Origin of the sequence: Rummeliibacillus sp. SL167 (assembly GCF_007896505.1) — a bacterium.
Lineage (GTDB): Bacteria > Bacillota > Bacilli > Bacillales_A > Planococcaceae > Rummeliibacillus > Rummeliibacillus suwonensis.
On record NZ_VCBM01000001.1, the window covers coordinates 2,466,718 to 2,490,627 of the forward strand.

Consider the following 23,910-nt stretch of genomic DNA (forward strand, 5'->3'; position numbering starts at 1 on the left):
CCATCCTGTAGTGACGCGAAAGCGCCTTTCAACTCTTCCCCATGTGGGGAAGAGGATTATCCGGTATTAGCTCCGGTTTCCCGAAGTTATCCCCGTCTACAGGGCAGGTTGCCCACGTGTTACTCACCCGTCCGCCGCTCAATCAGAGGAGCAAGCTCCTCGTCATGCGCTCGACTTGCATGTATTAGGCACGCCGCCAGCGTTCGTCCTGAGCCAGGATCAAACTCTCCATAAAAGTAAAGTTTGAAAGCTCATTTGCTTTGCTAGCGATTTATCTTAAAAAAGATAAAATCTATTTGTTTCTTGTCACTAACGGAGGTTAGTGAACAAGATATTTAACGTTCTTGCTTGTTCAGTTTTCAAGGTTCATTTTCATTCGCTCATCAGCGAAATTTTATATCTTATCAATTATCATTCAAAAAGTCAAGAACTTTAAAAAAAAGCATGATTTATATATTTTGTCACTGTTCGTTTGTCAGTGACTTATACAATATACTACTCTAATTTAGTTATGTCAATATACTTTTTGAATATACCCCAGAATAAAATGACAACTCTAAAAATCAATCAATTGTACCCATCTATACCCAAAAACATGATAAGAATATCTATATGTAGTATGGTCCATCAGCACACTCTATTTAATTACAGCCCCAATACAACATCATTGGAGTCACTAAAAACATCCATGCCCCTTGACAGTGGCCTTAACAATCTGCCATTTTTGATAAAGTTCAACTAACCATCCGTGGGGTTTACCCCCCACGGATGGTTAGTTGAACCAATCTGGCGCATGTGGCAGTTTTTCACTCCTTTTTTTTCTCGATTCTCTCTAAAACTTGAAGCGGTGGTAAAATGAATTAATAGATCAAGCATGTTGATTAGAGGAAATATGGGATGAATATTTGTTGTAATTCTAAAAAAACTTTATTTTCAGCTCCACCTATATAGATCCTCGCTGTGGCTTGCTCGACTCCTCGAAAATGCAAGCATTTCCTTCGTGCGGTGTTATTCGAGGAAGAAAATTCAACGTCCAGCGGGATAGCGAGACAGATGAGAACCCACAGCGAAGCGAGGAGGCTCATCGCTCGCAGGATAGCGAGCAAGACGGAGCGGAAATCAACATATTCTTCCTATTTTCATGGATCAAATTGGATAATCAACACGCCTGTTAATAGATGTTCATTAAACCTTTTAGTGCTTTTTATGATGGTGTTCGGATTTTTTGAATTTACCCGAAAAGCTTCTTTGTGACATTTATCCACCAAAAACATCATGTCAACAACACGATATTGGTTTCTTAGGCATTATTACAGGGCATAACATCTTTAGTGGAAGTTCTCTCTGAATTTAAGTCTGCATTTGTGCACCCATTGGATAGAGGGATAGAAAATAAATTTTCATAAACGTTTGCCCCCAAGTTACCATGAAAAAGTTTTTTACACAGAAAAATAGCCATTCTAGCATACCGATAAGAAATAACAGCTTCTACTTGAATCAAAATATAAACGATTTCTTCTATCTAATAGTAATAAAGATGAATTGCCAATGAAAGCTCGAGAAAATCATTCCAATCATTTAAATCTACATTTAAAATTTCTTCAATTTTATGCAACCGATGATATAAAGTATTTTGATGGATGTGGAGCAGCTGAGAGGTTTTTACAATCGAACGATTATTTTCGATATATAATCGTAAGGTTTCTTCTAATTGCATCACTTTATATCTTGGCATTTGTAATGGCATTAACCTATTATGAACAAAATGTTCCATAACTACATCTTCTTGATTGACAAACAATTGGCTGATTCCTAGATCTGTATATTTGAAAACACCTAATCTATTTCGTTTGTTTAAATACTTCATCGTTCTTTTCGCTTCTTCATAGCTATTGCCAATATCACGTAGCGAATCATATTGATTTCCAATACTAATCCGCACATCAAATTCATTAGTTTCTTCCCAATATGTCACCATTTGCTGCACCTTATCAAATGATTGCTGTTGATCATTTTGCAATAGAACCGTCAATTGATCCTTTCGCTTAAACAAAAAAACAGGTCCACGCATCTCGTTCTCTAGTCTTTCCGCAAATTGGCGTATGCGAATTGGCGAAAACACCCAGCCTTGCTTACGAAAAATAAACTGACACAGCATTACATAACAACTTCCCTGTGGCTCTAATCCAAACCCTTTGATACGTTTATAAAGCTTGTTCAGGTTGTTTGTTGTTAGCAAATCATTAAAAAAATCTTGTCGCCTCGATTGCTCCGCTTCCAATTCTGATTGTGTATTGACAATTTTTAATGTAATTAATACACTTGCTTGCTTTAGAATAATCGCATCTAATGTTTCTAACTTATAATCTGTCTTCACCCCAAAATATCCTACTAGCAAATCACTATTGAATATAGATTGTACAAAATAATTTTCGTTACCTAACTTTACCATTAGACTATCTTTGGTAGACTCTATATATTCTGAATCCCTCAAAAAATTTTGAAATTGCTCATGATGTGGATAAGATTTCATGTGATGAATATCGAAGAAAACTATTTCTTTTTTGATTAATCTCTCTGTGGCTATGACAATTTGAAGAATGTCAAAATTTTTGAGAGACATTTCTGTAAATAGCTCATGGATCTGCTGTTGTTTTAGCAAGTTTTCATTCATCTGTTTCAATTCGGTATAAAGTCGGGCATTTCGAATTGCAATGGCCGCTTGGTCTGCAAAACCTTGCAATAGTTGTAAATCATTCTTGTTATGAACTTTTGAATATTGATGAACAACTAGTACGCCGTAGCATGTGTCATCAAATATAACCGGGGCCGCCACTGAAATTTGATTTTCAAGGTATTGATGATCACGAATAGATGCCATTAAATTCTGACGATTCTCTGGTGATAAATTTATTATAGCCTCTTGAGCTTCTTCTGGAGTGTATGAACGGGCAATTCTTTCTTCAAATATTTTCCCCGCAATCCCCTCTCCAACTTTTGTTTTGAAGGAATAAATAGAGTCTTTCAATCCAGCACTAGCTATAGGCGTGAGTAATTGCGTTTTTTTATCATATAAAGAGAAAAAACCTCGATCTACGCGGGGCATAGCCATTAAAACATTGTCAATAATCTTTGAAAGCAATTCTGACAACTCTAATGATGCTGTTAATGAACGAATGCCTGTATACCAAGCTTTTTGCTGTTTTTGCAATTCACTTAATTGATGTTTTAATACAACATTTTGCAACGCAATAGCAAGATATCGTTTTTGCTCTCCATTTGGTTGTTCCATTTCCATACAAACAATACAATCTGAAAGTTCTAGATTTCCCATTTGTATATATGTATATAACATTTCTTCTCTTGCTACATATAACATTAAAGTTTGATTCGTCACCCTTTCCCAACTATCATCAATTTTCACATGTAACATTTCCTCACCAGAACCGTATATTTTTCTAACCTGTTTAGCTTTATCTATTTGATAAATGGAATAATTTTTATGTTTCAGCATACTTTCCGTTTCTAAAAAATCCATCCTTTTTCTCCCCTTCACGTATATTTTTATACTGATCTACAATTTAAATTATATATATTAGAATATCTCACAATTAATTTTAGAATATTTAGTAAAATCAAACAATGATTTTTCATGTTATATTTTATAACATTTAATTATTAAATTTTTAAAGGAGGCATTTTATGAAAGCGTCAGAATTAAAAAATAAAGGAAACATTATCCTCGCTGCTTTGTTTTTTGCATGGATTGTATCTTATGTTGACCGTACTGCTATTAGCCTAGCACTTGTGAATATCGGAGCAGATATGAAATTTACGGAATCTCAATTAGGTATTATCTTAAGTGCCTTTTTTATGGGTTATGCTTTAATGCAAATTCCTGGGGGATGGTTAGCCGATAAGTTTGGCTCTAAAAAAGTAGTGATTAGTGCTATTTTTATTTGGTCACTTTTTACTGCATTAACTGGTTTAGCTTGGTCCTTTACTTCATTAATCCTGATTCGATTTTTGTTTGGTGTTGGTGAGGGAAGCTACCCTTCAGCAAGTACAAAAGCCATTGCAACATACTTTGCATCTGAAAAAAGAACAAAAGCACAATCTTCAATGATGTCATCAAATATGCTGGGCGGTGCAATAGCACCTATATTATGTGCTCCTTTATTAGTTTGGTTAGGTTGGCGCCATGTCTTTTGGGTTATATCCTTATTAGGCATCATTATTATTATTTGGTTCTTATGGGCCACACATCGAGCAAAGATTTTCCATACAAACACTGCTGAGCAACCCCGAAAATTTGAAAAGGGTGAATACAAAAAACTATTGCGTAACAGCTATTTATGGAAGCTATTATTAGTTTTCTTTTTTGTGAATATTGCAAACTGGGGTCTATTTTCTTGGATGCCTACCTATCTGATGAAAGTGCATAATGTCAATCTTTCTAGTATTGGATTCATCTCTGCCATCCCTGCAATTTTTGCAACATTTGGGATGATGATTAGTGGTCCCATTATTACAAAAATCGGGGGTAAGGCAAAATATGGGGTCGTATTCAGTGCAGCGATATTAGCTACTATGTTATTCCTTATGTCCAATGCGCAAAGTATTCCATTAATCATTTTCTACCAAACAATTGCGATGGTTTTTTCATCATTCGTCATTTCGTTTATCTTCACCGCTCCACACCGGGTAATGGAAGAACATGTTGTAGGAAGTGCATTTGGTATTGTCAATTTTGGCGGACAAGCAGCAGGAGTCTTATCACCAATAATTATGGGGTCTTTAATCTCCTATACAGGTGGTTCTTATCATATCGCTTTTATTTTTCTTGCAGTTTCTTGCTTCCTCGCCTCTATCATTGCCCTAACCTTACCTATAAAAAATAAAAAACAAGTGTCCATGACAACATCAGTATCAAAAATTTAGAAAGGATGATTTACATATGACAAAAAAACTTTTACTAGACTGGATGAAGAGTCACGAGGAACAATTTACGAAAATTGCTCAGGATATTTGGCAACATCCTCAATTAGGCTATAACGAAACATATGCCTCTTCACTTCAGCAACAAGTTTTGAGAGAAGCTGGCTTTACAGTAACAGCTAATATTGGGGAAGTTGAAACAGCTTTCGTTGCAGAATATGGAAATGGATCACCTATTATTGGAGTTTTAGGGGAATTCGATGCACTTCCAGGGTTATCACAAAATATCTCTCCCACTTATTCTCCCATAAAAGAAAATGCTCCCGGTCACGGTTGTGGACACCATTTACTCGGCACAGCTGGAGTTGAAGCGATCATAGCATTAAAAAACTATATAGAACAAAATCAAATTGCTGGAACAATTCGCTATTATGGTTGCTCCGCTGAAGAATTACTGTCAGGAAAAACATTTATGGCACGTGCAGGTGTTTTTGATGATCTAGATATTGTTTACACTTGGCATCCCGGTACTTATAACATGACAACGAATTTCTCGATGTCTGCACTGACTGGGATAGAATTTTTCTTCTCTGGTCGTACAGCTCATGCGGCGGCTGCACCACATTTAGGTCGTAGCGCTCTTGACGCAGTCGAATTGATGAACGTAGGGGCAAATTATTTACGTGAACACGTTCCAGATGGCTCTCGAATCCACTATCAGATCACGAATGGTGGAATGGCGCCTAATGTAGTTCCCGATAAAGCTAGTGTCTACTATTTCCTTCGTGGTGCTAATAGAGCGGCTGTTGATGACCTTCTTCGACGATTAAAACTTGTAGCAGAAGGTGCTGCAACAATGACCGAAACAAGCGTTTCATATGAGATTAAAGCAGGATGTTATGATACTCTCCCGAATCTTACATTAAATGAATTGATGTATGAACAGTCAAAAATAATAGATCCTATTGAATATACACAAGAAGAGGTTGAATTTGCAGCAAAGGTTCAACAAAATATTGATCCGTCTGTTGTTGCAAGTTCAAAACAAGCAATTGCCTCTCTTGGCATCGATACATCCAAAGACCTTATTGCAGGGTTCTATCATATTCCACAAACATTTAGAATGGGCATAGCTGGCTCATCAGATATCGGTGATGTTTCTTGGATTGCACCAATGGGACAAATTACAACTGCTTGTGGCTCTGCATCCGTTCAGTTCCACACTTGGCAAGCCACCGCATCATTTGGCTCATCTATTGGAATGAAGGGCATGCATTATGCAGCAAAAATTATGGCGAGTGCCGCACTCGATACATTGACAAATCCTGAGCTTATTGAAAGAGCACAAGCTGAGTTTCATAAAAATCGAAATGGTCAAAGCTTCAAAGCTGGCATTCCAGATGATGTGAAGCCACCTAAACCTAAAAATTAAAACTAGTTTCTCAATATTTATATTCTATCTTTTTCTTTTAGACTATGCTTTAAAATAATATCGAAAATCAAGTGATTTTTAAGAGAAGCCCTGTGACTTTCCTTAATCCCTTTTTATTAATAATATATGAGCACTTGAAGATGATAGTAAATAGGTTATAAAGTGAAACTCCATCAGTGAAGATTTTCTTCATCCCCCACTGATGGAGAAGAACTCGGGTTAAAAGCGCCACGTCCTGTGGCAACACCTGAGGGACCAACATCCTGCCCGCCCGAACCAATCGGACGCATGCGGAAGTTGATCTCCCATCTATCTTTGTCGTTTCTCTATATCTCGAGATGGGGGTCTTACTGCCCTTTAAAGCGGGGTAAATAAGCCTTACAATGACCAATTCACTATTTTTGATTTTTTATGCAATTGTAGTTATTGCTCTCTTTGACACTTTACCATTATGAATTTAAATGGAGGTTTATTTTCCATATTCTTATGTGGCTCAACAATTTCCGAAGATTCTATCAGTCCATATTTCCCAAATTCTTGTTTTATCGAGGCGGAATCATAAAAAAACATTTTTATTCCTTCCATTATCTCGAAATAGTCCTTGCCCAGCTGCTTACCCTTTCCAAACATTGGGGCTTCTTTGGAAATAGTAGTGAAAATCATATATCCGTTTGGCTTTAACTGATCATAGCAATCTTTGATAAACTTATCTCTTTCACGCTTATTCAATAAGTGAATAAGTGCATAACAAAATATGCCATCATAAAGCTTGTTATCAAAAGGCATATCGGTTACTGAACCATGAAAAATATTAATATTAAGCCCATTTTCCCTTGCCAATTCAATCGCTGTTTTTGAAATCTCAATGCCTGTTACATCTATTCCATTGTCAATAAAAACCTTTGCGTTTCTTCCATATCCAATACCAGGGATTAATATATCCTTAACTTGCTTTTCAACAAAAAATTCCTTTGTCAAGATTGCGGAATCTGAAGGTTCGAATCCCCACATCATTTGATTTTTCATAAAACTTGATTCCCAAAATTCTGTCATACCTCAAGCTCCTTTACAAATATTAGCTCTCTTTTTTAATCTGCTGTTTTTGTGTAGGCATAGGCTACATTACATTGAATCACAAAATTCTTACATTTTACATAATAGTTCCATGATTGAATTACCTGCCTATTAATAGTAGTTACCGCCTGTACTTATTCGTTAGCTCTCTTTTAATTTGCTTACCTCTTTCACAAGATTTTCTTGGCATTTTAGAGGATTTTGTATCCTTAAAGCTTTCAGCAATAAACACTTCATCACCCTCAATAATACCTTCAACAGAGCCTATGCGAAAAATACTCTTATGTAGTCTCATGTCTCCAGAAAAAAACCTGTCGCTATGTTAATGCCCATTATTTCAGCACTTTTCTTAATGGAATAACTATTTATCATACACTTCGCATTTTAGAACACTTTACTACGAAAGATGTTTTCTACGAAGTGTTTTAAGCTTCTTCCTTCTACTTCTAAAGTTTAATGAACCAAATAGAAATTTTCCATATTACAGTATTACTGAGATCGCGTTAGTCCTTTTCATACAGCATAGCTTACATTAACACTCTACCACTCATAATGTGATATTTTTATTTAAATTTCATTCAGCCACACAATTTTTCGAGCAAGCATTTAATGAAGTAAAGCTTCCATCAGTAGGATTTTCTTCATCCACACAGCGGAAGTAAAAAGCGCCACGTCCTATGACAACACCTGAGTGGTCAACATCTTACCCGTCCGAACCAGTCTGACACATGTGGCAGTTAGTCCCCATCTATCTCTCTTGTTTCTCTCTATATCTTGAGATGGTGGATTTTACTGCTCGTTTGTATAGTAAGGTAAATCAAATACATTCTAAAGAGAATTTTCCATCCCAATTGGACAATATAAAAAAAGTCGCCAAAGTCATTTAAATAATGACTTTGACGACGATTTCATCTGTTATTTCAGAGTGGTTATCTTACCCAAATAAAGTAAGCCAAGAATACAAAGAATAGAGCATACATTAATGGATGAACTTCTTTTTTGCGTCCTGCAAGTAACATGGTTACTGGATAGAAGATAAAACCAACTGCGATACCAGTTGCAATGCTATAGCCCATTGGCATCATGAACATTGTCATAAATGCTGGTACAGCAATTTCAAATTTATCCCATTCAATTAAACGTAAAGATGATGCCATCATTACCCCTACAATCACAAGTGCTGGAGTAGTTACAGCTGTTGTAACCACACTTAACAATGGTGAGAAGAATAGTGATAATAAGAATAAAATACCGATTACAACTGCGGCAAAACCAGAACGTGCACCTGCACCAACACCAGCTGTAGATTCAACATATGCAGTAGTAGTTGATGTACCAAAAATAGAACCAACTGTAGTACCTAAAGCATCTGCTAATAGTGCTTTACCAGCACGTGGTAGTTTATTATCTTTTACTAATCCTGCTTGGTTTGCGACAGCCATCAAGGTACCAGCTGTATCAAAGAAATCAACAAATAAGAATGTTAATACAACTATCAAGAATTTCACATTAAATAATGATGCTGGATCGTGGATAATTGGATCCAATGCAACACCGAAAGTTGGAGCAACACTCGGAATGGATGAAACAACCGCTTTTGGCACTTCTACTAAACCAAAAATCATACCAATAATCGATGTAATAATCATACCGTAGAAGATACCTGCTTTTACCTTACGTGCTAATAAAATAACTGTTATAAAAGTACCTGCAATGGCTAATAAAACGTTGGGATCTGTGAAGTCGCCTAAAGTAACGAATGTACTATCACTAGCAACAACAATGCCCGCATTTTTTAAACCAACAAAAGTGATGAATAAACCAATACCTGCAGAAACAGCATATTTTAGTTGAACAGGAATTGCATTAATAATGGTTTCGCGAATACCTGTTAATGAAAGAATAATAAAGATTACACCAGAGAAGAATACACCCGTTAAACCTGTTTGCCATGGAATATGGTAAGTTAAAATAACTGTGTAAGCAAAGAAAGCATTTAATCCCATACCTGGTGCTAAACCAATAGGATATTTTGCGATAAAGCCCATGATAAATGAACCAACTGCTGCAGCTAAAGCAGTAGCTACAAACACTGAACCGTGATCCATACGCAATGCATCTGGTAAATCTTTTACATCTGCTAGCGTTAAAATCAATGGATTTAGCGCTAAAATATATGCCATTGCTAAGAATGTCGTTAATCCACCAATTATCTCTCGGCGATAATTGGTGCCAAGCTCTTCAAATTGGAAATACTTTTTCATGATTAATCCTCCGTGTGTCGTCTTATACGTCGCGAGAATAAAAAAAGACAATCAACTATAGAAATAGGTTGACTGTCTACGATCCTTTTAAAGCTATAGAAGAAAATATTTTCTCCTTTACTAAAATCGTAGTCAAGTCATTTACGGTAACTCGGTAGAAACTTTCGGGCCATATTCCCAACATTATACGACGACGTGATTTAATTTACTTTGATAATATAGCACGCTTTTTAAACCATTTCAATACTTTTTCCGAACATTTTTAGCTATCATATATAAATAGTTCGTGATTAAGTCTAACATACTTAGAATACTGACAAGGTTAATCATGATTACTTCTTTATTCGATCTAAAATATGAGATACTCTATTTATTAAATCTAATTAGCGTGGTGACGGAAATGAACAAAATAATAGCACCCTCAAAAAACTATTTACAAACACTTCAGCATGGAAATATTATGCTAGAAGAAATCGAAGAAAATATGCATTTGATTGATTGTGATATTGATTGTCGCTTTGGCAGAAAACAACTACAAGAAGTACAATTTGAAAATTGCAGATTCTTATTGAATGATTATTCGCAAATGGAATTTCTAGATATTACCTTCAAAAAATGCGATTTATCTAATTTTGATTTCACTAAATCCATCTTTTATCGCTGCCATTTTTACTCTTGTAAATTGATCGGCTCGCAATTCATTCATAGTAAATTGAAAGATGTGTACTGGCAAGATTGCTTGATGAATTACGCTATTTTTTCTGAAAGCACGTTGAAACATGTTTGTTTTAAGGATTGTCAATTAGAGGAAGCATTTTTCCAAAATGTTCACTTGAATCAAGTCGTTTTTTTGAAATGTCAATTGCAAATGGCGGATTTCACGGAAAGTAAACTGAATGGTATTGATTTTTCTACCTCTGATTTTATCGATATAAAATTAACACCAAGCTTAGCAAGTGGAATGGCTATACGCTACGATCAAGCCGCTGCTATTGCCGCAATGCTTGGCGTTATTATCAAGGATTAACTACTAAAAGCCCACTCATCTATCGATCAGTGAGCTTTTCATATTGATTTCATATCAAGCGTGTTGATTACCTAGTTTTCTCCATAAAATATAGTGTATTTGCTGATTTCCGCTACGGCTTGCTCGCTTTCCTGCGGGCGAACGCTGAGCCTCCTCGCTTCGCTGCGGGGTCTCAACTGTTCGCTTGTCCCGCGGGACATTGAATTAACTTCATTGAACTGGCACCGCACGAAGGAAATGCACATGCATTTTCGAGGAGTCGAGCAAACCTTCGCTCCAATCTACATAAATGGAACTAAAAATATCTCCTATTCTAATCAACACGCCTGATTTTATATAAAAAATCATTCAGTCCATATGAACAAAACATGTAAGATTACTTTCCATGAGAGTAACTACGCTATTCAAAACTGCTGGTGCTCTAAGATTTTTTCTTTTTTCGATTCGATTGCTGACTTTTCTCATGATTTGGCTGATTGTTTTTATTTTTCGCTTTTGCATCCCATTCTGCTGCAAATTCTTCGTTTAGATTATCATTAGGATTATTGTTGTTACTATTACTTTTCCCATCATCAGTGCTTTTATAAACATCAAAAGGATTGTGAGTTCTTACGTTTAACGTCTGTTTGTTGTTTTTATTGCCTTTATTCCCCATGATAGTCACCTCCTAGAGATTAATGTGCTCGATTTGGAGGTTTTTATGCTATTATAAAGCTTTTTTACGGTCATCCAAAATATATTTAACAAATGGATATATATAGTATATTTTACAAAAAGACCTTTTCTATTTGTAAAAAATTAAAAAACCAATTTAATGAATAAACTTTTATAAAAATTTTCTTAATCTATCGACAGAAACATTTCCTATTTTCCTCTCGACTTGGAGACAATAAACAGACATACGATTTAATATAATTCAGCTTGAATACTATCATTAAAAACAATGATTTTACGACGTATGGGTACCACAAAAATTGATTCTAGTTACTCTTAATAATCTCTTTTATAATTTCTGCTAAGGATTTAGGATTTTCTACCATGAGCACTTTACAATCTAAACCCGCTGAATAATCTTGGTGCCTGTCTCACGGAGGGGGAATTCAGTACAGACTGTCTAAATTTTTATAATTTTACTTTTTTAAAGCTAATTATAGAGCAGGAAAGAACATTTTTATCATGGATTCTCAGATTGAATCATGAAACGGCTGTATGAGTAAACAACTATTTTTTTGAACGATCACTTTTTTAACGAAAGTATACTGATTCGTGCTCTTCCAAGTAAGCAACTTTATCTGTATATATCATTTTGAATTAACGTGATTAACTTTTCCCCAAGTAAAAAAAGCTCTTTTGAAAAACGAAATATCCTATAAGTTTTTCATTGTAGTGATGAATATACTTTTATCGAATAACTGTTTCAGGGGTTACTCCTTCAGGATATACTTCCTCTCCATAACGATTTCTTGAATATTTTTCGTACCACAATTTTGCAACCGAATTCGGATCGTCTAATCCTTCAGTACCTGCTTTTAAAAATATACCTAAGGAAATATGCCCTACAAAAATTTTTTTCTCTGTTAATTCACTCTGAAGGTTGTTGATATAACTTCTTAATCCGGCTTTCGCTATGCTAGAATCTGCCATCTGAGGATTGGGATAGATGGCAGAGAGCCCAGTTGTGAAAAGCAATGCCCCACTTTGTCTTTTCAACATAGACGGCAATACCTGATTGACACAACGAATAGCAGCAGCAATATTTCCAATAAAAGCGTCTTCTGCTTGTAAATCTAACACGGGAACCGACCGATAATGACCAGCAGTGGGGCTGAACTCTAAAAGATCAATCTCCCCATATGTTTTATAAATTTCCTGAAAGGCTTTTGTGATCTGATTCTTATCATAAATGTCAGCAATGTCAGCAATATGATAGGATGCTTTTATACCTTCGCGTTCCAATTCAGATTTCATTTCTGAAAGCTAATTATCATTTCGAGCAACCAAAGCGATTTGAAAATTATGTTTTCCAAATTGACGGGCTAATGACATGCCTAAAAGCCTCCCAGCCCCAACAATAACCATTGTTTTCATCATTACTACCTCCAATTATGTGCTATTCTCAATTCATGTACATTTACACCTTCAATTTCTTTCCATATTATTAGTATAAGTTTGAATGTCGAAAAAGTAAGTACGCACATTTTTGTGCCTAAAGAAGGAGGAAAAATGATTAAAAAGATATATGAGGAAAACTGTCCAGTAATCTATGCCTTAAACATTATTGGCAGTAGATGGAAGCTACCTGTGCTGTGGCATTTGGCAAATAACCCAAACGGCATTCGATATAATGAACTGAAACGAAGATTAGATGGTATACAAATATTATGTTGACGCGATCACTAAGAGAGCTAGAACAAGATGGCGTAGTTACACGAATTCAATATTCAAGTGTTGCTCCCCATGTTGAATATTCACTGACTAAACAGGGTGAAAAATTAATCCCAGCCTTATTGACTATTAAAGAGTGGGGAGAACAGCTTCACGCAAGCAAACCCTTTCAGTTTTAGACGATAAAGTGAAACTCCATTAGCGGGGTTTTCTTCATCCCCCACTGAACTAGAGGAACTTAAGTGAAAAGCGCCACGTCCTGTGGCAACACCTGAGGGGCCAACATCCTGCCGCATGCGGCAGTTGATCCCCCATCTATCTTTTTCGTTTCTCTCTAAATCTTGAGATGGGGGACTTACTGCCCGTTACCATCACTATGAATCATCGTGCAAGATTCCATTGTTTTTCCAGCAAACCCCCTCAGGATGCTCAGTTTAAACCGCACAAAACAGGGTGTAACGAATCTCCAATTGGGAAATACGTTGTCGTCAATTTCATCAGGAGAAGAAACTGAAGAGTGGTTGTCATTGATATGACCTACATCCGTGCACTTGCTTTCCGATTGTTCACTGCTGTACACTTCTTCACTTTTTTACCAATTCTTCAAACAAAATCGGCTGATAATGAATCATTTCAACGCAAGCACAAATATACACTATCAAATATATTATTATCTAGCATTCAATGAGTTTATATAAACTAAATTTATTGCATTAATACTTCATATAAACCATCTTCTGTTAAGAACCATTGTTCACGACTAACATTGTTAGTCGGTAAAAAATCTTTTTCATCATCATCAATAAACTTCAACATTTGCGAAATATTATAAGAACCATTTCCGCTTTTACTGTACTCAATCCATTCAGCAACATCTTTAGCTAGGAATAAAGGATTTTCAAAATCACCGTAAATTTTAAATTTCTTACCTAAAACCATTTGTTCATGAAACATTTTCTACTTATAAATCTTGACGTGAACAAAAATGTTCGCTTTATTTTCTCTCATTAAAATGACAGTTTTAATAAAAAATTTTCCCTCACAAGTGGAGAAAGGTTCTTTTATTCCTGAATCATTTGTTTATAAATTAGCATTTAAAGCTTCAAATAAAGTTTCAGAATATTGAATGGTATACTTAAAATGTAAATAAAACGTTTTTCATAAAATGAAAGGCAGGTAATAAGATGTTCAAGATAATGTTTTTTAATCAAAATTTAACAAGTTCATCATTATTTATAGGATTATTAGTATTATATGATGTATATTCTGATTTTCAAATAGATATAATGGTTACTATAATATTTTTCCTATTATTTCTAATTTTAAATGCTTTTACTATCAAAAGAGATAATGATTCTAAATAATTATATTTGGTTATATCAATACTAAAAATTACTTATTTTTACTAATTTATCTTTATTTTCTACTATAATTGTATTATTTTAGGGAATGAGGAGGTAATTTAATGAAGTTGTTAAAAAAAGTAATAGTTTCTTTAATGTTGTCAGTAATTATATTTTCGTCCGTAAGTCCATTTCTTACAGATGATGAACCCAAAATAGTTGAAGCAAAAGCTTTGACTGGTAAGAATATTACTATAAGTGGTTTGGATAAAATAGTTGATTCAAAAGGAAAAAAACTTGTTACTGAATCAGAAGTAAGAGATTTTTTAGAAAATTTAGTTAGTATTTCAGAATTGAATAAAGATTCAGATAGAGAAATCAAGTATTCTTATACTAATATTGATGGAGGAATTTCATCTATATATTTAAAATTAATTATCAAGAATAATAAACTTTTTGTTTCGACTAATTTTTCTTCAAATGATAATTCAGCTAATATTAAAAAAGGTTTTAAACCAAAACCTAAGTCAAAACCTAAGCCAAAATTAAAAAATACTACTAAAGTTCCTTATAAAAAAGGTGGTGGTAGTAAGAAAAAAGATTTTATTAATTCTCACGCCTATAAAAAACATAAATATAATAAGAAGGAAAAATCTACTGAAAAGAAAACTCAGTACGGTAAAAATGTTGATGTAAAAAAATTAAGAGAATTAACAATGAAATATCCAGACCAATCTTGGTCTACTAGAACAAAAAATGGTCCTTGGAGAACTTTTTATAGAAAAGAATTTAAAAGTAATTTAAGCACAGGTGATTCACCAACAGTTCATCATAGAGTTATTATAAACAAAGGAGATAGTAGCAAAAGTACCCAATTTCCTTTATATTTTAAAAAGAAAAAATAATAATAGGAGAAATTTATGATAGAAAAAATTCAAACTGAAGTTGTTCTTGATTTTAACATTGCTAAAGAAGAAGATTTAAAAAACACAATTGATGAAATTAAGGCTTATACTAAAGAATATGAAAATGATAAAGTTACTTTAATTTCTTTGGAAGAAATAAGTACTGGTATTAATGGTAAAAAACAGTTTAAAATTATTCTTGAAACAGAAAGAGATTCCGAAAATCGTGGACGTTTATATGAATCTGAAGAAGAAAAATTATTCGGATTTTATGATGAAGATAATGAATGACTAAATTTTAAATATGCTATTCTTATTTTCTGCTAATGTTTGCAGCACTTATTTTTGTAATGCCTGTTTGAGCCATCTTAATAAGCAATTGAGTTAATACTTCATATCGTTTTGAAGGAAATAATTGTTCAAATATGTACCCTTATTGCTGCACGTCCTGTTAAAATTGTTTCATACGTGTTTTTGAATAGTTTTTTCCATTGTTTTTATGATTATTGATAAACAATTGAACATGTTCATCATAAGCGTTTAATGTTGTCATTTCTTTTGCTCCTTCTATCAGGAACACTAAAATGTGCATGAAAAGCTTGAATACATTCTTAAAAAGTGTTAAAAAGTACCTATCATAAGTGTTTTTGCTCATTTTAGTTTCCTAACTATTTGAGTGATTAAGGATTAGCATTGCGAGTGCTAGTCCTTTTTTATTTGTAACGAGATGTAACTTCATCTTTTTTGTTATCTAAAATTGCTATAACAGCTTGTAATTGGTCTTGTGATAGTGATACTTCTTGTAAACTCATGTTTAAGTTCATCTAAAATCATCTTGCAATCTGAAACACTTGAAAAAGAACTAATTGAATATGGAATATAAGATTTCATTTTTTAATCCTCCTAAATATCTGCGTCACGTAATGGACTATGAACCCTTCCAATATTTAAAGTTTCATCTTGTTCTAATCCTCTTTAGCAGTCATTTGTGTATCATAATGCCCTAATAAACGACTTAAACTATATACATCAATACCGTTTTTTAATTGCTTTTGAGCAAAATAATGTCTACAATCATGCGGTGAACAACGAACTTCTTCTCTTACACCAACATTTTTACCATGTTCACGTAAAATTTTATTAAGTCGTGAGCGGTGCAGTTGCATACCCATTTGGTCTAAAAAATAATAATCTTCTAATTCATCAGAATTTTTATGTTTAAACCGTTCAATTTTCTTTTCATCAAATTTTTTCATGTATCTTCTCATTATTTTGCTAATGTAAACTAATCGTTGTTTTGAACCTTTACCATAAATTTTTTTAGATTTTCGTGTCATATCTTGATTCTTTATGTTGATTAATTCACTTGCACGTATTCCAGTTTCAAAAAGAAAAATAACCATTAATTTATCACGTACATTTGAATAGGTTTCCTCTTTAATGTCATTAATAATTCGAGTAACTTCAGCATCATTAAAGGTCGTGATAATTTTCTTTTCTTCCTTCAAACTTTTGATTCTTCTCATTGGATTTTCATTTTCTGTTATAAATTCTTCATCAAGTAGATAGTTAAAAAATACTTTTAATGTTGCTAAGTGATTATTAATCGTTATATTTTATTCTCTATTCAATTCTTGTCGATATTGAATATACTTTTTTATGTGTAATGGTTTTACTTCTTCAGCTTCAATAATGTTAAATTTTTCTTTCATGAATTTAGAAAATGATCTTAATCGCCAATTACACATATCTATATAAGCCTTTTTTCTTGATTGGATTTGTTGATTAAGTCGTAAATCGTCAATCAATTCGATAATTTTGGTCATAAAAAATACCCCCTTCTATCTGCATTAAGCAAATAAAAGAGAGTATATTTTTTGAATCTCAATTGTTGCATTAATACTAACAAACATTGTTGTATCAATGCTTTTAAGCCTTCTAATTTAAATGGAAACTTCTTCCTATTCCCACTCAATAGTAGCTGGTGGCTTAGATGTAATATCTAGCAGCACTCGGTTGATATGTGGTACTTCGTTGACGATACGTACAGAGATTTTTTCGAGTATATCGTATGGGATGCGTGCCCAGTCTGATGTCATGCCGTCGATGGATGTTACGGCACGGATACCGATGGCGTAGTCGTATGTGCGTTGGTCGCCCATGACGCCTACGGATTTGATATCGGGTAGTACCGTGAAGTATTGCCAAATGTCGCGATCCAAGCCTGCTTTTGCGATTTCTTCACGTAAGATGGCATCTGATTCACGGACGATTTCAAGTTTTTCTTCTGTTACTTCACCAAGCACACGGATAGCAAGGCCGGGACCTGGAAATGGTTGGCGCCATACGATTTCATCTGGAATACCTAGTTCAGTACCTAATGCACGTACTTCATCTTTAAATAATGTTTTTAATGGTTCGATTAGCTCGAACTGCATATCTTCAGGAAGTCCGCCTACATTGTGGTGAGATTTGATCGTTTGGGCAGTTGTTGTGCCACTTTCGATAATATCTGTGTATAGTGTACCTTGTGCAAGGAAGTCCATTCCTTTTAGTTTGGAAGCCTCGTCGTCAAATACATAGATAAATTCGTTGCCGATGATTTTGCGTTTTTTCTCAGGATCGCTTACGCCGGCAAGCTTATCCATGAATCGTTTGCGTGCATCGATTTTAATCATATGGATACCAAATTTACCTTCAAATGTTTGCATAACACTTTCTGCTTCGCCTTTACGCAATAAATTATGGTCCACAAACATACATGTTAATTGGTCACCAATTGCTTTATGGATTAAAACCGCAACAACGGAAGAGTCGACACCGCCAGATAGTGCACAAAGAACTTTTTTGTCGCCAACTTGTTCGCGAATTTTTTCAATTTGCATATCGATGAAGCTATCCATGGACCAATCGCCTTTTGCCCCACAAATATCGAATACAAATTGACGTAAAATGTCATTGCCATATACGGAGTGGCGAACTTCTGGATGGAATTGTACTGCATAGAATTTACGTTCTGCATTTGCCATCGCTGCGATCGGACATGATTCACTCGTAGCAATCGTGATGAAACCTTCTGGTGTTTCCGTTACTAGATCGCCATGGCTCATCCAAACGACTTGTTCTTTAGGAAGATCACCGAATAAAGCATTGTCTTCTAATACTTTAATTTCAGCCTTACCATACTCGCGATGTCCAGCCGCTTCGACTTTACCACCTAGAGAATGTGTCATTAATTGCATACCATAGCAAATACCTAAGATTGGTAATCCCATGTCGAAGATTTTTTCATCGATATGGAATGCATTTTCATCGTATACAGAGTTTGGACCTCCAGAGAAAATGACACCAGTAGCATTCATTGCTTTTAATTCTTCTGCCGTAATTGTATGGGGATGCAATTCACTATAGACACCAAATTCACGAATTCGACGTGTAATAAGCTGATTGTATTGGCTACCAAAATCAAGAACGATGATCTTTTCTTGATCTTTTAAAATTGTACTAACTGACAACAGTTCCACCTCTTCTATATTTTATAGACTCTGTCTAGAATACTGTATATTTGTATGCTTTTTCTGCAAATCGGCGCTTACACTGGTGAATCAAAGACTACTCGCTCAGCTATACGCTTACTATAGAATCCTATCTTTCACTTTCTAACAGGAATCAGCGTTCCTTGCGCACATTCAAAAATCACAATTTCCTATAACAAAGCCACTTTGTAAATGACTACTTACTTATATAGTACACTAATATGAAAAGAACGCGTTGAAAGTTTTGTTCTTCCTCCGCGTTCGGTTTCTCGTTTCTCTCAAAGGCAAAAGGAACCATGTCGAAAACACAGCCCTTTATGCCTTCATAGTCAAACTATTTACGGTAGCTTGGTAGAAACATTCGAACCATATTTCCGAACATATATGAGGGTAGTTCAATATTTATAATTTTTCTTAATCTTACAGTTTATAAGAGGTAAAATCAACCGCCTAAATGATTGATTAAATATTTCCAACATTCGATCATTTTATCCTTATCTATTGTTGGTTCCTCTTTACTATAAAGCGTCTCCTCATAGGCCTGCGTCAAAATACTCATATGTTCTGTGCCAAACTTTTCATCAACTTGTTTAGCAAAATCGCGTAGAGTTTGTCCATGTGCTTTTGACAAGCCGTTTAAAGAAAGCTGCTTCAGTAAATCATTATAAAGTGGCTCGATCAGGATATTATTTTTTCCCTTCCATCGATATTTTATCAATAACCATTTTGGCATCCACTTTTTACGCGTCAAATAGAATAGAATGATTACCAAAATAATGATCAGTACGATGATGCTCACTATTTTACCCAACTGATTGGTTGCTGCTTTATCTTTCCCCTGACTTTGTTTTTTCTCTTGCTGTTGTTGTTTCTTTTCTTCTTTTTTGGCTTTTTCTTGCTGTTGTTTTTCTTTTTTCTTTTGCTCTGCTGCTTTTGCTTGAGCATTTTCTTTTTTCTTTGGATTGATCGTCGCTTCATTTTGTTCATCTTTGACATCATTTAATACATTATCGAATCCGTCAAAACCAATTGTCGGTTCAAACGACATCCACCCTACTCCTGGTAGATATGCCTCTACCCATGAGTGGGCATTGTTGTTTGTCACGATAAAATGGCTCGTATCATCGTCAGAGGCAACTTCATCCCCCTCCGAAAAACCCTTTACCCAACGCGCCGGAATACCTAATGTACGAAGCATCACAACCATAGAAGTCGAAAAATTATCGCAATAACCTGATTTTGTTTCAAAAAGGAATTGGTCAACATAGTCTTGATTTTTCGAAGGAACCGCTACATCTGTACGTGAATACCTATAACCATTGTATTGGAAATAAGAAACAATGGCGTTTGCTTTATCATATAGATTTTTTTCATCTTTTGTTATCTCTACTGCTAAGTCTTGTACCCGTTTTGGTAAAGATGCTGGGAGTTGCAAATACTGATTATAATCCTTAGAAAGTTTCTTCAAATCTGAATTTCTCGTCTTTTCTAATGCCTTTAGACTATACTCAGGTGTTGAGTATGTCATTGAATATTGTGGTAGAAAAACCTTTTGCTCATTGATGGTTGGGCGAATTTTTTCCCCATCGATTTCAATATAAAATGATTTTTCATCATTCGGCTGATCGATCGTCTCTAAACCATATGGTTGCATGATAAACTTATAGTTTTTCTTTAGAGTAATCGTAGCCTTATCCTCATATTTCTTTTTACCAGGCTTAAGCGTCAGTGGGATTTCTTCACCATATCCGAAGGTATGTACATAAATGTCTCCTTCTTTTCTTTCCCATCCTTTACCGGTGTAAATATTCTTTGTTTCGATACGCCAATACTGGTTCGTTTTCGTGGCTACTTCAAATACTGGACGATTATCTTCCTCAAATGGGCCTCCTAGTTTACTATCATCTTCCACATAACCAATTTTTCCAATCCCCGAACTTTGACCACTCTTCCAATCCATCAAATGGGCAATAGCATTCGGTGTACGAATCAGTGCTTGCTTTTTAGGCATAAAGTAGGCAAAAAGCGCGCTGCCAATAATCATAATGATCAGCGGGATCATTAACATACTATAGTACTGTGGCTGCCATTTCACCTGACTATTTTTAAATAAGCGGTTTATAAATAACACACCCATTAGTAAAATACCTAAAATCATCACACGTATGATTGCAAAATCTGCATTGTAATTTGTCAGTGTATCTATTAAGCATAAGAAAATAATCGTTGTTAAAAAGAAATAGAATACAGAATGCTTGATTGTTAACCAGTGATGGATTAAATAGACAGTCATCCATAGTAAAACGAAAAATAGGATACTACGAAATGAATCTGTTATGCCATTCCAATCTCCCTCTATTAAAGCGCGCATACTTACTACAAATTCTTCCGCAATTTTCATAAAACTTTCTACAGAGAAGAATTTCGTTCCCATATAAACATACATTAAAAACCATACGACATAGACAAACTTCATCAAAAAGGATAGTACCCCATTAAGCTCAAGAATATTACTACCTAAACAAAGTATGACAAAAGCAAGAAATAAACCAATATGTCCTGTACCCGTAAGTTGTACTACTGGCACAAGCCACTCTACTAACATTAAGAAAATTATGAGATAAAGACCTATTAAACTTATCCATCTCATTACAGGTGAAGTCATTATTTCAACACCTCCGTAAAGGCATTCGGAAATTGTTTATGTGAAATTGGAAAGACGAGGATTCCATTTTCCTTTGCCATCATTTCCATTTTTTTCTCATGTTCTGAAACGCTCTTCTTAGGGTCTCGCACAATAAAACAAATAACTTGTTGCGATTTTGTAGAAACCTTTTTTAAGATCGTAATCCATTGAATCGTCAATGCACCTGTCACAAAATATAGCATGGCTGCATGAATGAGCAGACGATTTTGATCATACTTACGTGCGACTTCTTCTGTTGCATTTGGTTGTACAGCTGCTAAATAATAAAGTGCTTTTTGCAACTGTTCCTCTGTTTGAATTTGATCAAAAAAGGCTGGTTTTGTACCCGCGGATAAAAAGGACATTGTAAAATGCTGATGAACAACTGCCGTTAAAATTGAAGCGCATAATTCGACTTGTTCTTCAAATACATCTGAAGGTGATTCATCTAATACAAGACAAATATCCTGGGATTGTTGATCTTCAAATTCTTTCGTTTGCAGGCTTTGGGTTTTCGCAAATGTTTTCCAATGAATCCATGCCATACGATCTCCTGGCTGATACTCTCGAATACCAGAGACCATTGTTGTATCACGTACAATAGCATTATGTGCTGTGCCTATTCCACTATTTCGTGTTACTTGTAATGGTGTATAAATCATATTGGTTATATTTGGATATACAACAACAGAACGATTGGCCGGTATGAAGGTGGTCTTTTTTACCCAACCAAAAAAATCCGCAATCGTCAATTCGATTCCTACTAGTTGATGATGTCCACGTGGCATATTAGGAATTTCATAATTCCAAGCGATTTGTTTTTTCAATCCCACCATAAAAAAATGGCGTGTCTGATCTGCCGCTACTTTTTCAAAGATCTCACTCGGCATACTCTCTTGAATGACCATATAAAGTAATGGGAATCGTGATTTTCTCCTCAGTGTTATCGTCATTCGTAGAGAATCTCCTTGTTTCAAATACTCGGATAACATCGTTCTTTCAATTGAAAAATTCCTTACTGGTACAAAAAACAATATCATCGAATAGAGAGCAAAAGGAATAAACATGAAGAAAACGAACCAACTAACAAATCCCCCTTGCATCAATGCAAAACAGAGAGAAATGGCTGCCAATAGAACAACCATTACAAAACGTATAATCGCTTGCGACAGCCAGCTTACTTTATATTTTTTCATCATCTGGAAGCCCTTTTAATCGGCACAGCTGTATGAATAATAACACGACCAATGATTTCTTCAGGTGTGATCCCTTCATAGCGTGCTTCTGGTTTCAAAATGATGCGATGTGCAAAAACAAATGGTGCTAAAAATTGAACATCATCTGGCGTTACATATCTACGACCTTTCAGCAATGCATACGCCTGTGATGCTTTCATCAAGGCAATAGAACCACGTGGACTTGCACCAAGATATACATATTGATGCTCACGCGTAGCTCTTGCTAGTTCAACAATATAGCTTTTCACTAACTCGTCAACGTGGACGGTTTTCACTTCTTGCTGCAAAGCCTTCAATTCATCAATTGTAACGACAGCTGTTAAAGCTTCAATTGGACGGATTCCTTCTGCTCTTCTTAATACCTCGATTTCATCATCATGGCTCGGATAACCCATTTTCAATTTCAATAAAAAGCGGTCCAGCTGCGCCTCAGGTAGTGGATATGTGCCCTCATATTCAATCGGATTTTGGGTAGCCATTACAAAAAAGGGCTTTGGAATTTGCACTGTCTCTCCATCAATCGTCACCGCTGCTTCTTCCATTCCTTCTAATAGAGCAGATTGTGTTTTTGGAGATGTACGATTAATCTCGTCGGCTAACACAATATTCCCCATTATTGGACCAGGCCGAAAATGGAATTCCATATCTTTTGGATTATAAATGGATACACCAATTACATCTGAAGGAAGCAAATCCGGAGTGAATTGAATTCGTTTAAAATTAGCGCTTACTGATTTAGCAAGTGCGCGGACCATCATTGTTTTTCCTACACCAGGCACATCTTCAAGTAAAACATGTCCTTCTGCCAATAACGCTACAACGCTCAACTCCGCAATATGTTTTTTGCCAATCATCACTTTTTCTATATTTTGAATAATGGATTGTAGCTTGTCGTATGTTTCCATTTATTGGCCCCCTGTCATTTTTTCCTTTTATGTGTTCATTTTCTCAATTAGCATTATTATAGCATGATTGTTTTTAAAGCTTATAAAAAAGGCTCTATCTCAAATGTTGAGGGAAGGAACTTAGAAAAAACGGATGATTCTAATCAGTTCCCCCCTCCCTCTTCGCTAAAAGACCAT

General features: G+C 35.0%; 19 protein-coding genes, 1 pseudogene, 2 riboswitches and 1 other annotated feature (1 of these 23 only partly in view). Of the genes and pseudogenes, 6 read left to right on the top strand and 14 right to left on the bottom strand.

Translation table 11 applies throughout. From position 1 onward, the window contains the following. Positions 1-189: a sequence feature (most likely nonfunctional fraction of RNA operon), on the bottom strand; it reaches 120 nt to the left of the window's first position. 1,333 nt (positions 190-1,522) lie between these two features. Next, positions 1,523-3,538, bottom strand: a complete 2,016-nt coding sequence (locus tag FEZ13_RS11105; RefSeq protein WP_146552658.1) for a helix-turn-helix domain-containing protein — start codon at positions 3,536-3,538, stop codon at positions 1,523-1,525. A gap of 164 nt (positions 3,539-3,702) precedes the next feature. Here FEZ13_RS11105 and FEZ13_RS11110 point away from each other — a divergent pair, with 164 nt between their 5' ends. Continuing rightward, the gene (locus FEZ13_RS11110) at positions 3,703-4,941 is read left to right on the top strand and encodes an MFS transporter (RefSeq protein ID WP_146552659.1); all 1,239 of its coding nucleotides are present in this window, start codon (positions 3,703-3,705) and stop codon (positions 4,939-4,941) included. Between the two features lie 16 nt (positions 4,942-4,957). Continuing rightward, positions 4,958-6,370, top strand: a complete 1,413-nt coding sequence (locus tag FEZ13_RS11115; RefSeq protein WP_146552660.1) for an amidohydrolase — start codon at positions 4,958-4,960, stop codon at positions 6,368-6,370. Between the two features lie 423 nt (positions 6,371-6,793). On the opposite strand, the gene FEZ13_RS11120 is transcribed toward FEZ13_RS11115, so the two are convergent. The 3 genes and pseudogenes from FEZ13_RS11120 to FEZ13_RS11125 form a co-directional block, all read right to left on the bottom strand. Beyond that, positions 6,794-7,423, bottom strand: coding sequence for a class I SAM-dependent methyltransferase (locus FEZ13_RS11120; RefSeq protein WP_146552661.1), 630 nt, complete (start codon positions 7,421-7,423; stop codon positions 6,794-6,796). A gap of 96 nt (positions 7,424-7,519) precedes the next feature. Continuing rightward, positions 7,520-7,825: pseudogene (locus FEZ13_RS20100) on the bottom strand (IS1595 family transposase); the annotation flags it as partial. 548 nt (positions 7,826-8,373) lie between these two features. Next, positions 8,374-9,708, bottom strand: coding sequence for an NCS2 family permease (locus FEZ13_RS11125; protein ID WP_146552662.1), 1,335 nt, complete (start codon positions 9,706-9,708; stop codon positions 8,374-8,376). A 109-nt stretch (positions 9,709-9,817) separates the two neighbouring features. Continuing rightward, positions 9,818-9,919, bottom strand: a riboswitch (purine riboswitch). 189 nt (positions 9,920-10,108) lie between these two features. On the opposite strand from FEZ13_RS11125, the gene FEZ13_RS11130 reads away from it, so the two are divergent. Beyond that, positions 10,109-10,735, top strand: a complete 627-nt coding sequence (locus FEZ13_RS11130) for a pentapeptide repeat-containing protein (protein ID WP_186725850.1) — start codon at positions 10,109-10,111, stop codon at positions 10,733-10,735. Positions 10,736-11,156: 421 nt separating this feature from the next. Here the strand turns inward: FEZ13_RS11130 and FEZ13_RS11135 are convergent, their stop codons facing one another. Together FEZ13_RS11135 and FEZ13_RS11140 are read right to left on the bottom strand one after the other, a co-directional pair. Then, the gene (locus FEZ13_RS11135; protein ID WP_146552664.1) at positions 11,157-11,390 is read right to left on the bottom strand and encodes a hypothetical protein; all 234 of its coding nucleotides are present in this window, start codon (positions 11,388-11,390) and stop codon (positions 11,157-11,159) included. 746 nt (positions 11,391-12,136) lie between these two features. Then, positions 12,137-12,703 (bottom strand): SDR family NAD(P)-dependent oxidoreductase, encoded by a 567-nt coding sequence (locus tag FEZ13_RS11140; protein WP_255473108.1) that lies wholly within the window; start codon positions 12,701-12,703, stop codon positions 12,137-12,139. Between the two features lie 413 nt (positions 12,704-13,116). Between FEZ13_RS11140 and FEZ13_RS20105 the strand changes: the two genes are divergently transcribed. Further along, a complete protein-coding gene (locus FEZ13_RS20105) occupies positions 13,117-13,299 on the top strand; it encodes a winged helix-turn-helix transcriptional regulator (protein WP_255473109.1) in 183 nt (60 codons plus the stop codon). Here FEZ13_RS20105 and FEZ13_RS19545 read toward each other — a convergent pair. Both FEZ13_RS19545 and FEZ13_RS11150 read right to left on the bottom strand, forming a co-directional pair. Then, positions 13,240-13,416 carry a hypothetical protein gene (locus FEZ13_RS19545; RefSeq protein WP_186725886.1) on the bottom strand — a complete coding sequence of 59 codons (177 nt, stop codon included), beginning with the start codon at positions 13,414-13,416 and terminating at the stop codon, positions 13,240-13,242. The two genes, FEZ13_RS20105 and FEZ13_RS19545, sit on opposite strands and share 60 nt — an antisense overlap. 409 nt (positions 13,417-13,825) lie before the next feature. Next, complete coding sequence (locus FEZ13_RS11150) at positions 13,826-14,074, bottom strand: BRO-N domain-containing protein (RefSeq protein WP_146552665.1); 249 nt, start codon at positions 14,072-14,074, stop codon at positions 13,826-13,828. 511 nt (positions 14,075-14,585) lie between these two features. On the opposite strand from FEZ13_RS11150, the gene FEZ13_RS11160 reads away from it, so the two are divergent. Together FEZ13_RS11160 and FEZ13_RS11165 are read left to right on the top strand one after the other, a co-directional pair. Then, positions 14,586-15,368: a Hook-associated protein 2 gene (locus FEZ13_RS11160; RefSeq protein ID WP_255473110.1), complete on the top strand. Its 783-nt coding sequence runs from the start codon at positions 14,586-14,588 to the stop codon at positions 15,366-15,368. A 15-nt stretch (positions 15,369-15,383) separates the two neighbouring features. Continuing rightward, a complete protein-coding gene (locus tag FEZ13_RS11165) occupies positions 15,384-15,659 on the top strand; it encodes a hypothetical protein (protein ID WP_146552666.1) in 276 nt (91 codons plus the stop codon). A 674-nt stretch (positions 15,660-16,333) separates the two neighbouring features. Here FEZ13_RS11165 and FEZ13_RS20110 read toward each other — a convergent pair. The 6 genes from FEZ13_RS20110 to FEZ13_RS11190 all read right to left on the bottom strand — a co-directional run bounded on the left by FEZ13_RS20110 (position 16,334) and on the right by FEZ13_RS11190 (position 23,733). Further along, complete coding sequence (locus FEZ13_RS20110) at positions 16,334-16,876, bottom strand: tyrosine-type recombinase/integrase (protein WP_255473111.1); 543 nt, start codon at positions 16,874-16,876, stop codon at positions 16,334-16,336. 108 nt (positions 16,877-16,984) lie between these two features. After that, the gene (locus FEZ13_RS20115; RefSeq protein ID WP_255473112.1) at positions 16,985-17,194 is read right to left on the bottom strand and encodes a hypothetical protein; all 210 of its coding nucleotides are present in this window, start codon (positions 17,192-17,194) and stop codon (positions 16,985-16,987) included. Positions 17,195-17,329: 135 nt separating this feature from the next. Next, positions 17,330-18,883, bottom strand: a complete 1,554-nt coding sequence (gene guaA / locus FEZ13_RS11175) for a glutamine-hydrolyzing GMP synthase (RefSeq protein ID WP_146552667.1) — start codon at positions 18,881-18,883, stop codon at positions 17,330-17,332. A 327-nt stretch (positions 18,884-19,210) separates the two neighbouring features. Beyond that, positions 19,211-19,312: riboswitch (purine riboswitch) on the bottom strand. A gap of 34 nt (positions 19,313-19,346) precedes the next feature. Then, positions 19,347-21,569, bottom strand: coding sequence for a DUF4129 domain-containing transglutaminase family protein (locus tag FEZ13_RS11180; RefSeq protein WP_146552668.1), 2,223 nt, complete (start codon positions 21,567-21,569; stop codon positions 19,347-19,349). Next, the gene (locus FEZ13_RS11185; protein WP_146552669.1) at positions 21,569-22,789 is read right to left on the bottom strand and encodes a DUF58 domain-containing protein; all 1,221 of its coding nucleotides are present in this window, start codon (positions 22,787-22,789) and stop codon (positions 21,569-21,571) included. Before FEZ13_RS11185 ends, FEZ13_RS11180 begins: the two co-directional genes overlap by 1 nt. Then, positions 22,786-23,733, bottom strand: coding sequence for an AAA family ATPase (locus tag FEZ13_RS11190; RefSeq protein ID WP_146552670.1), 948 nt, complete (start codon positions 23,731-23,733; stop codon positions 22,786-22,788). Before FEZ13_RS11190 ends, FEZ13_RS11185 begins: the two co-directional genes overlap by 4 nt. Positions 23,734-23,910: the final 177 nt, after the last annotated feature.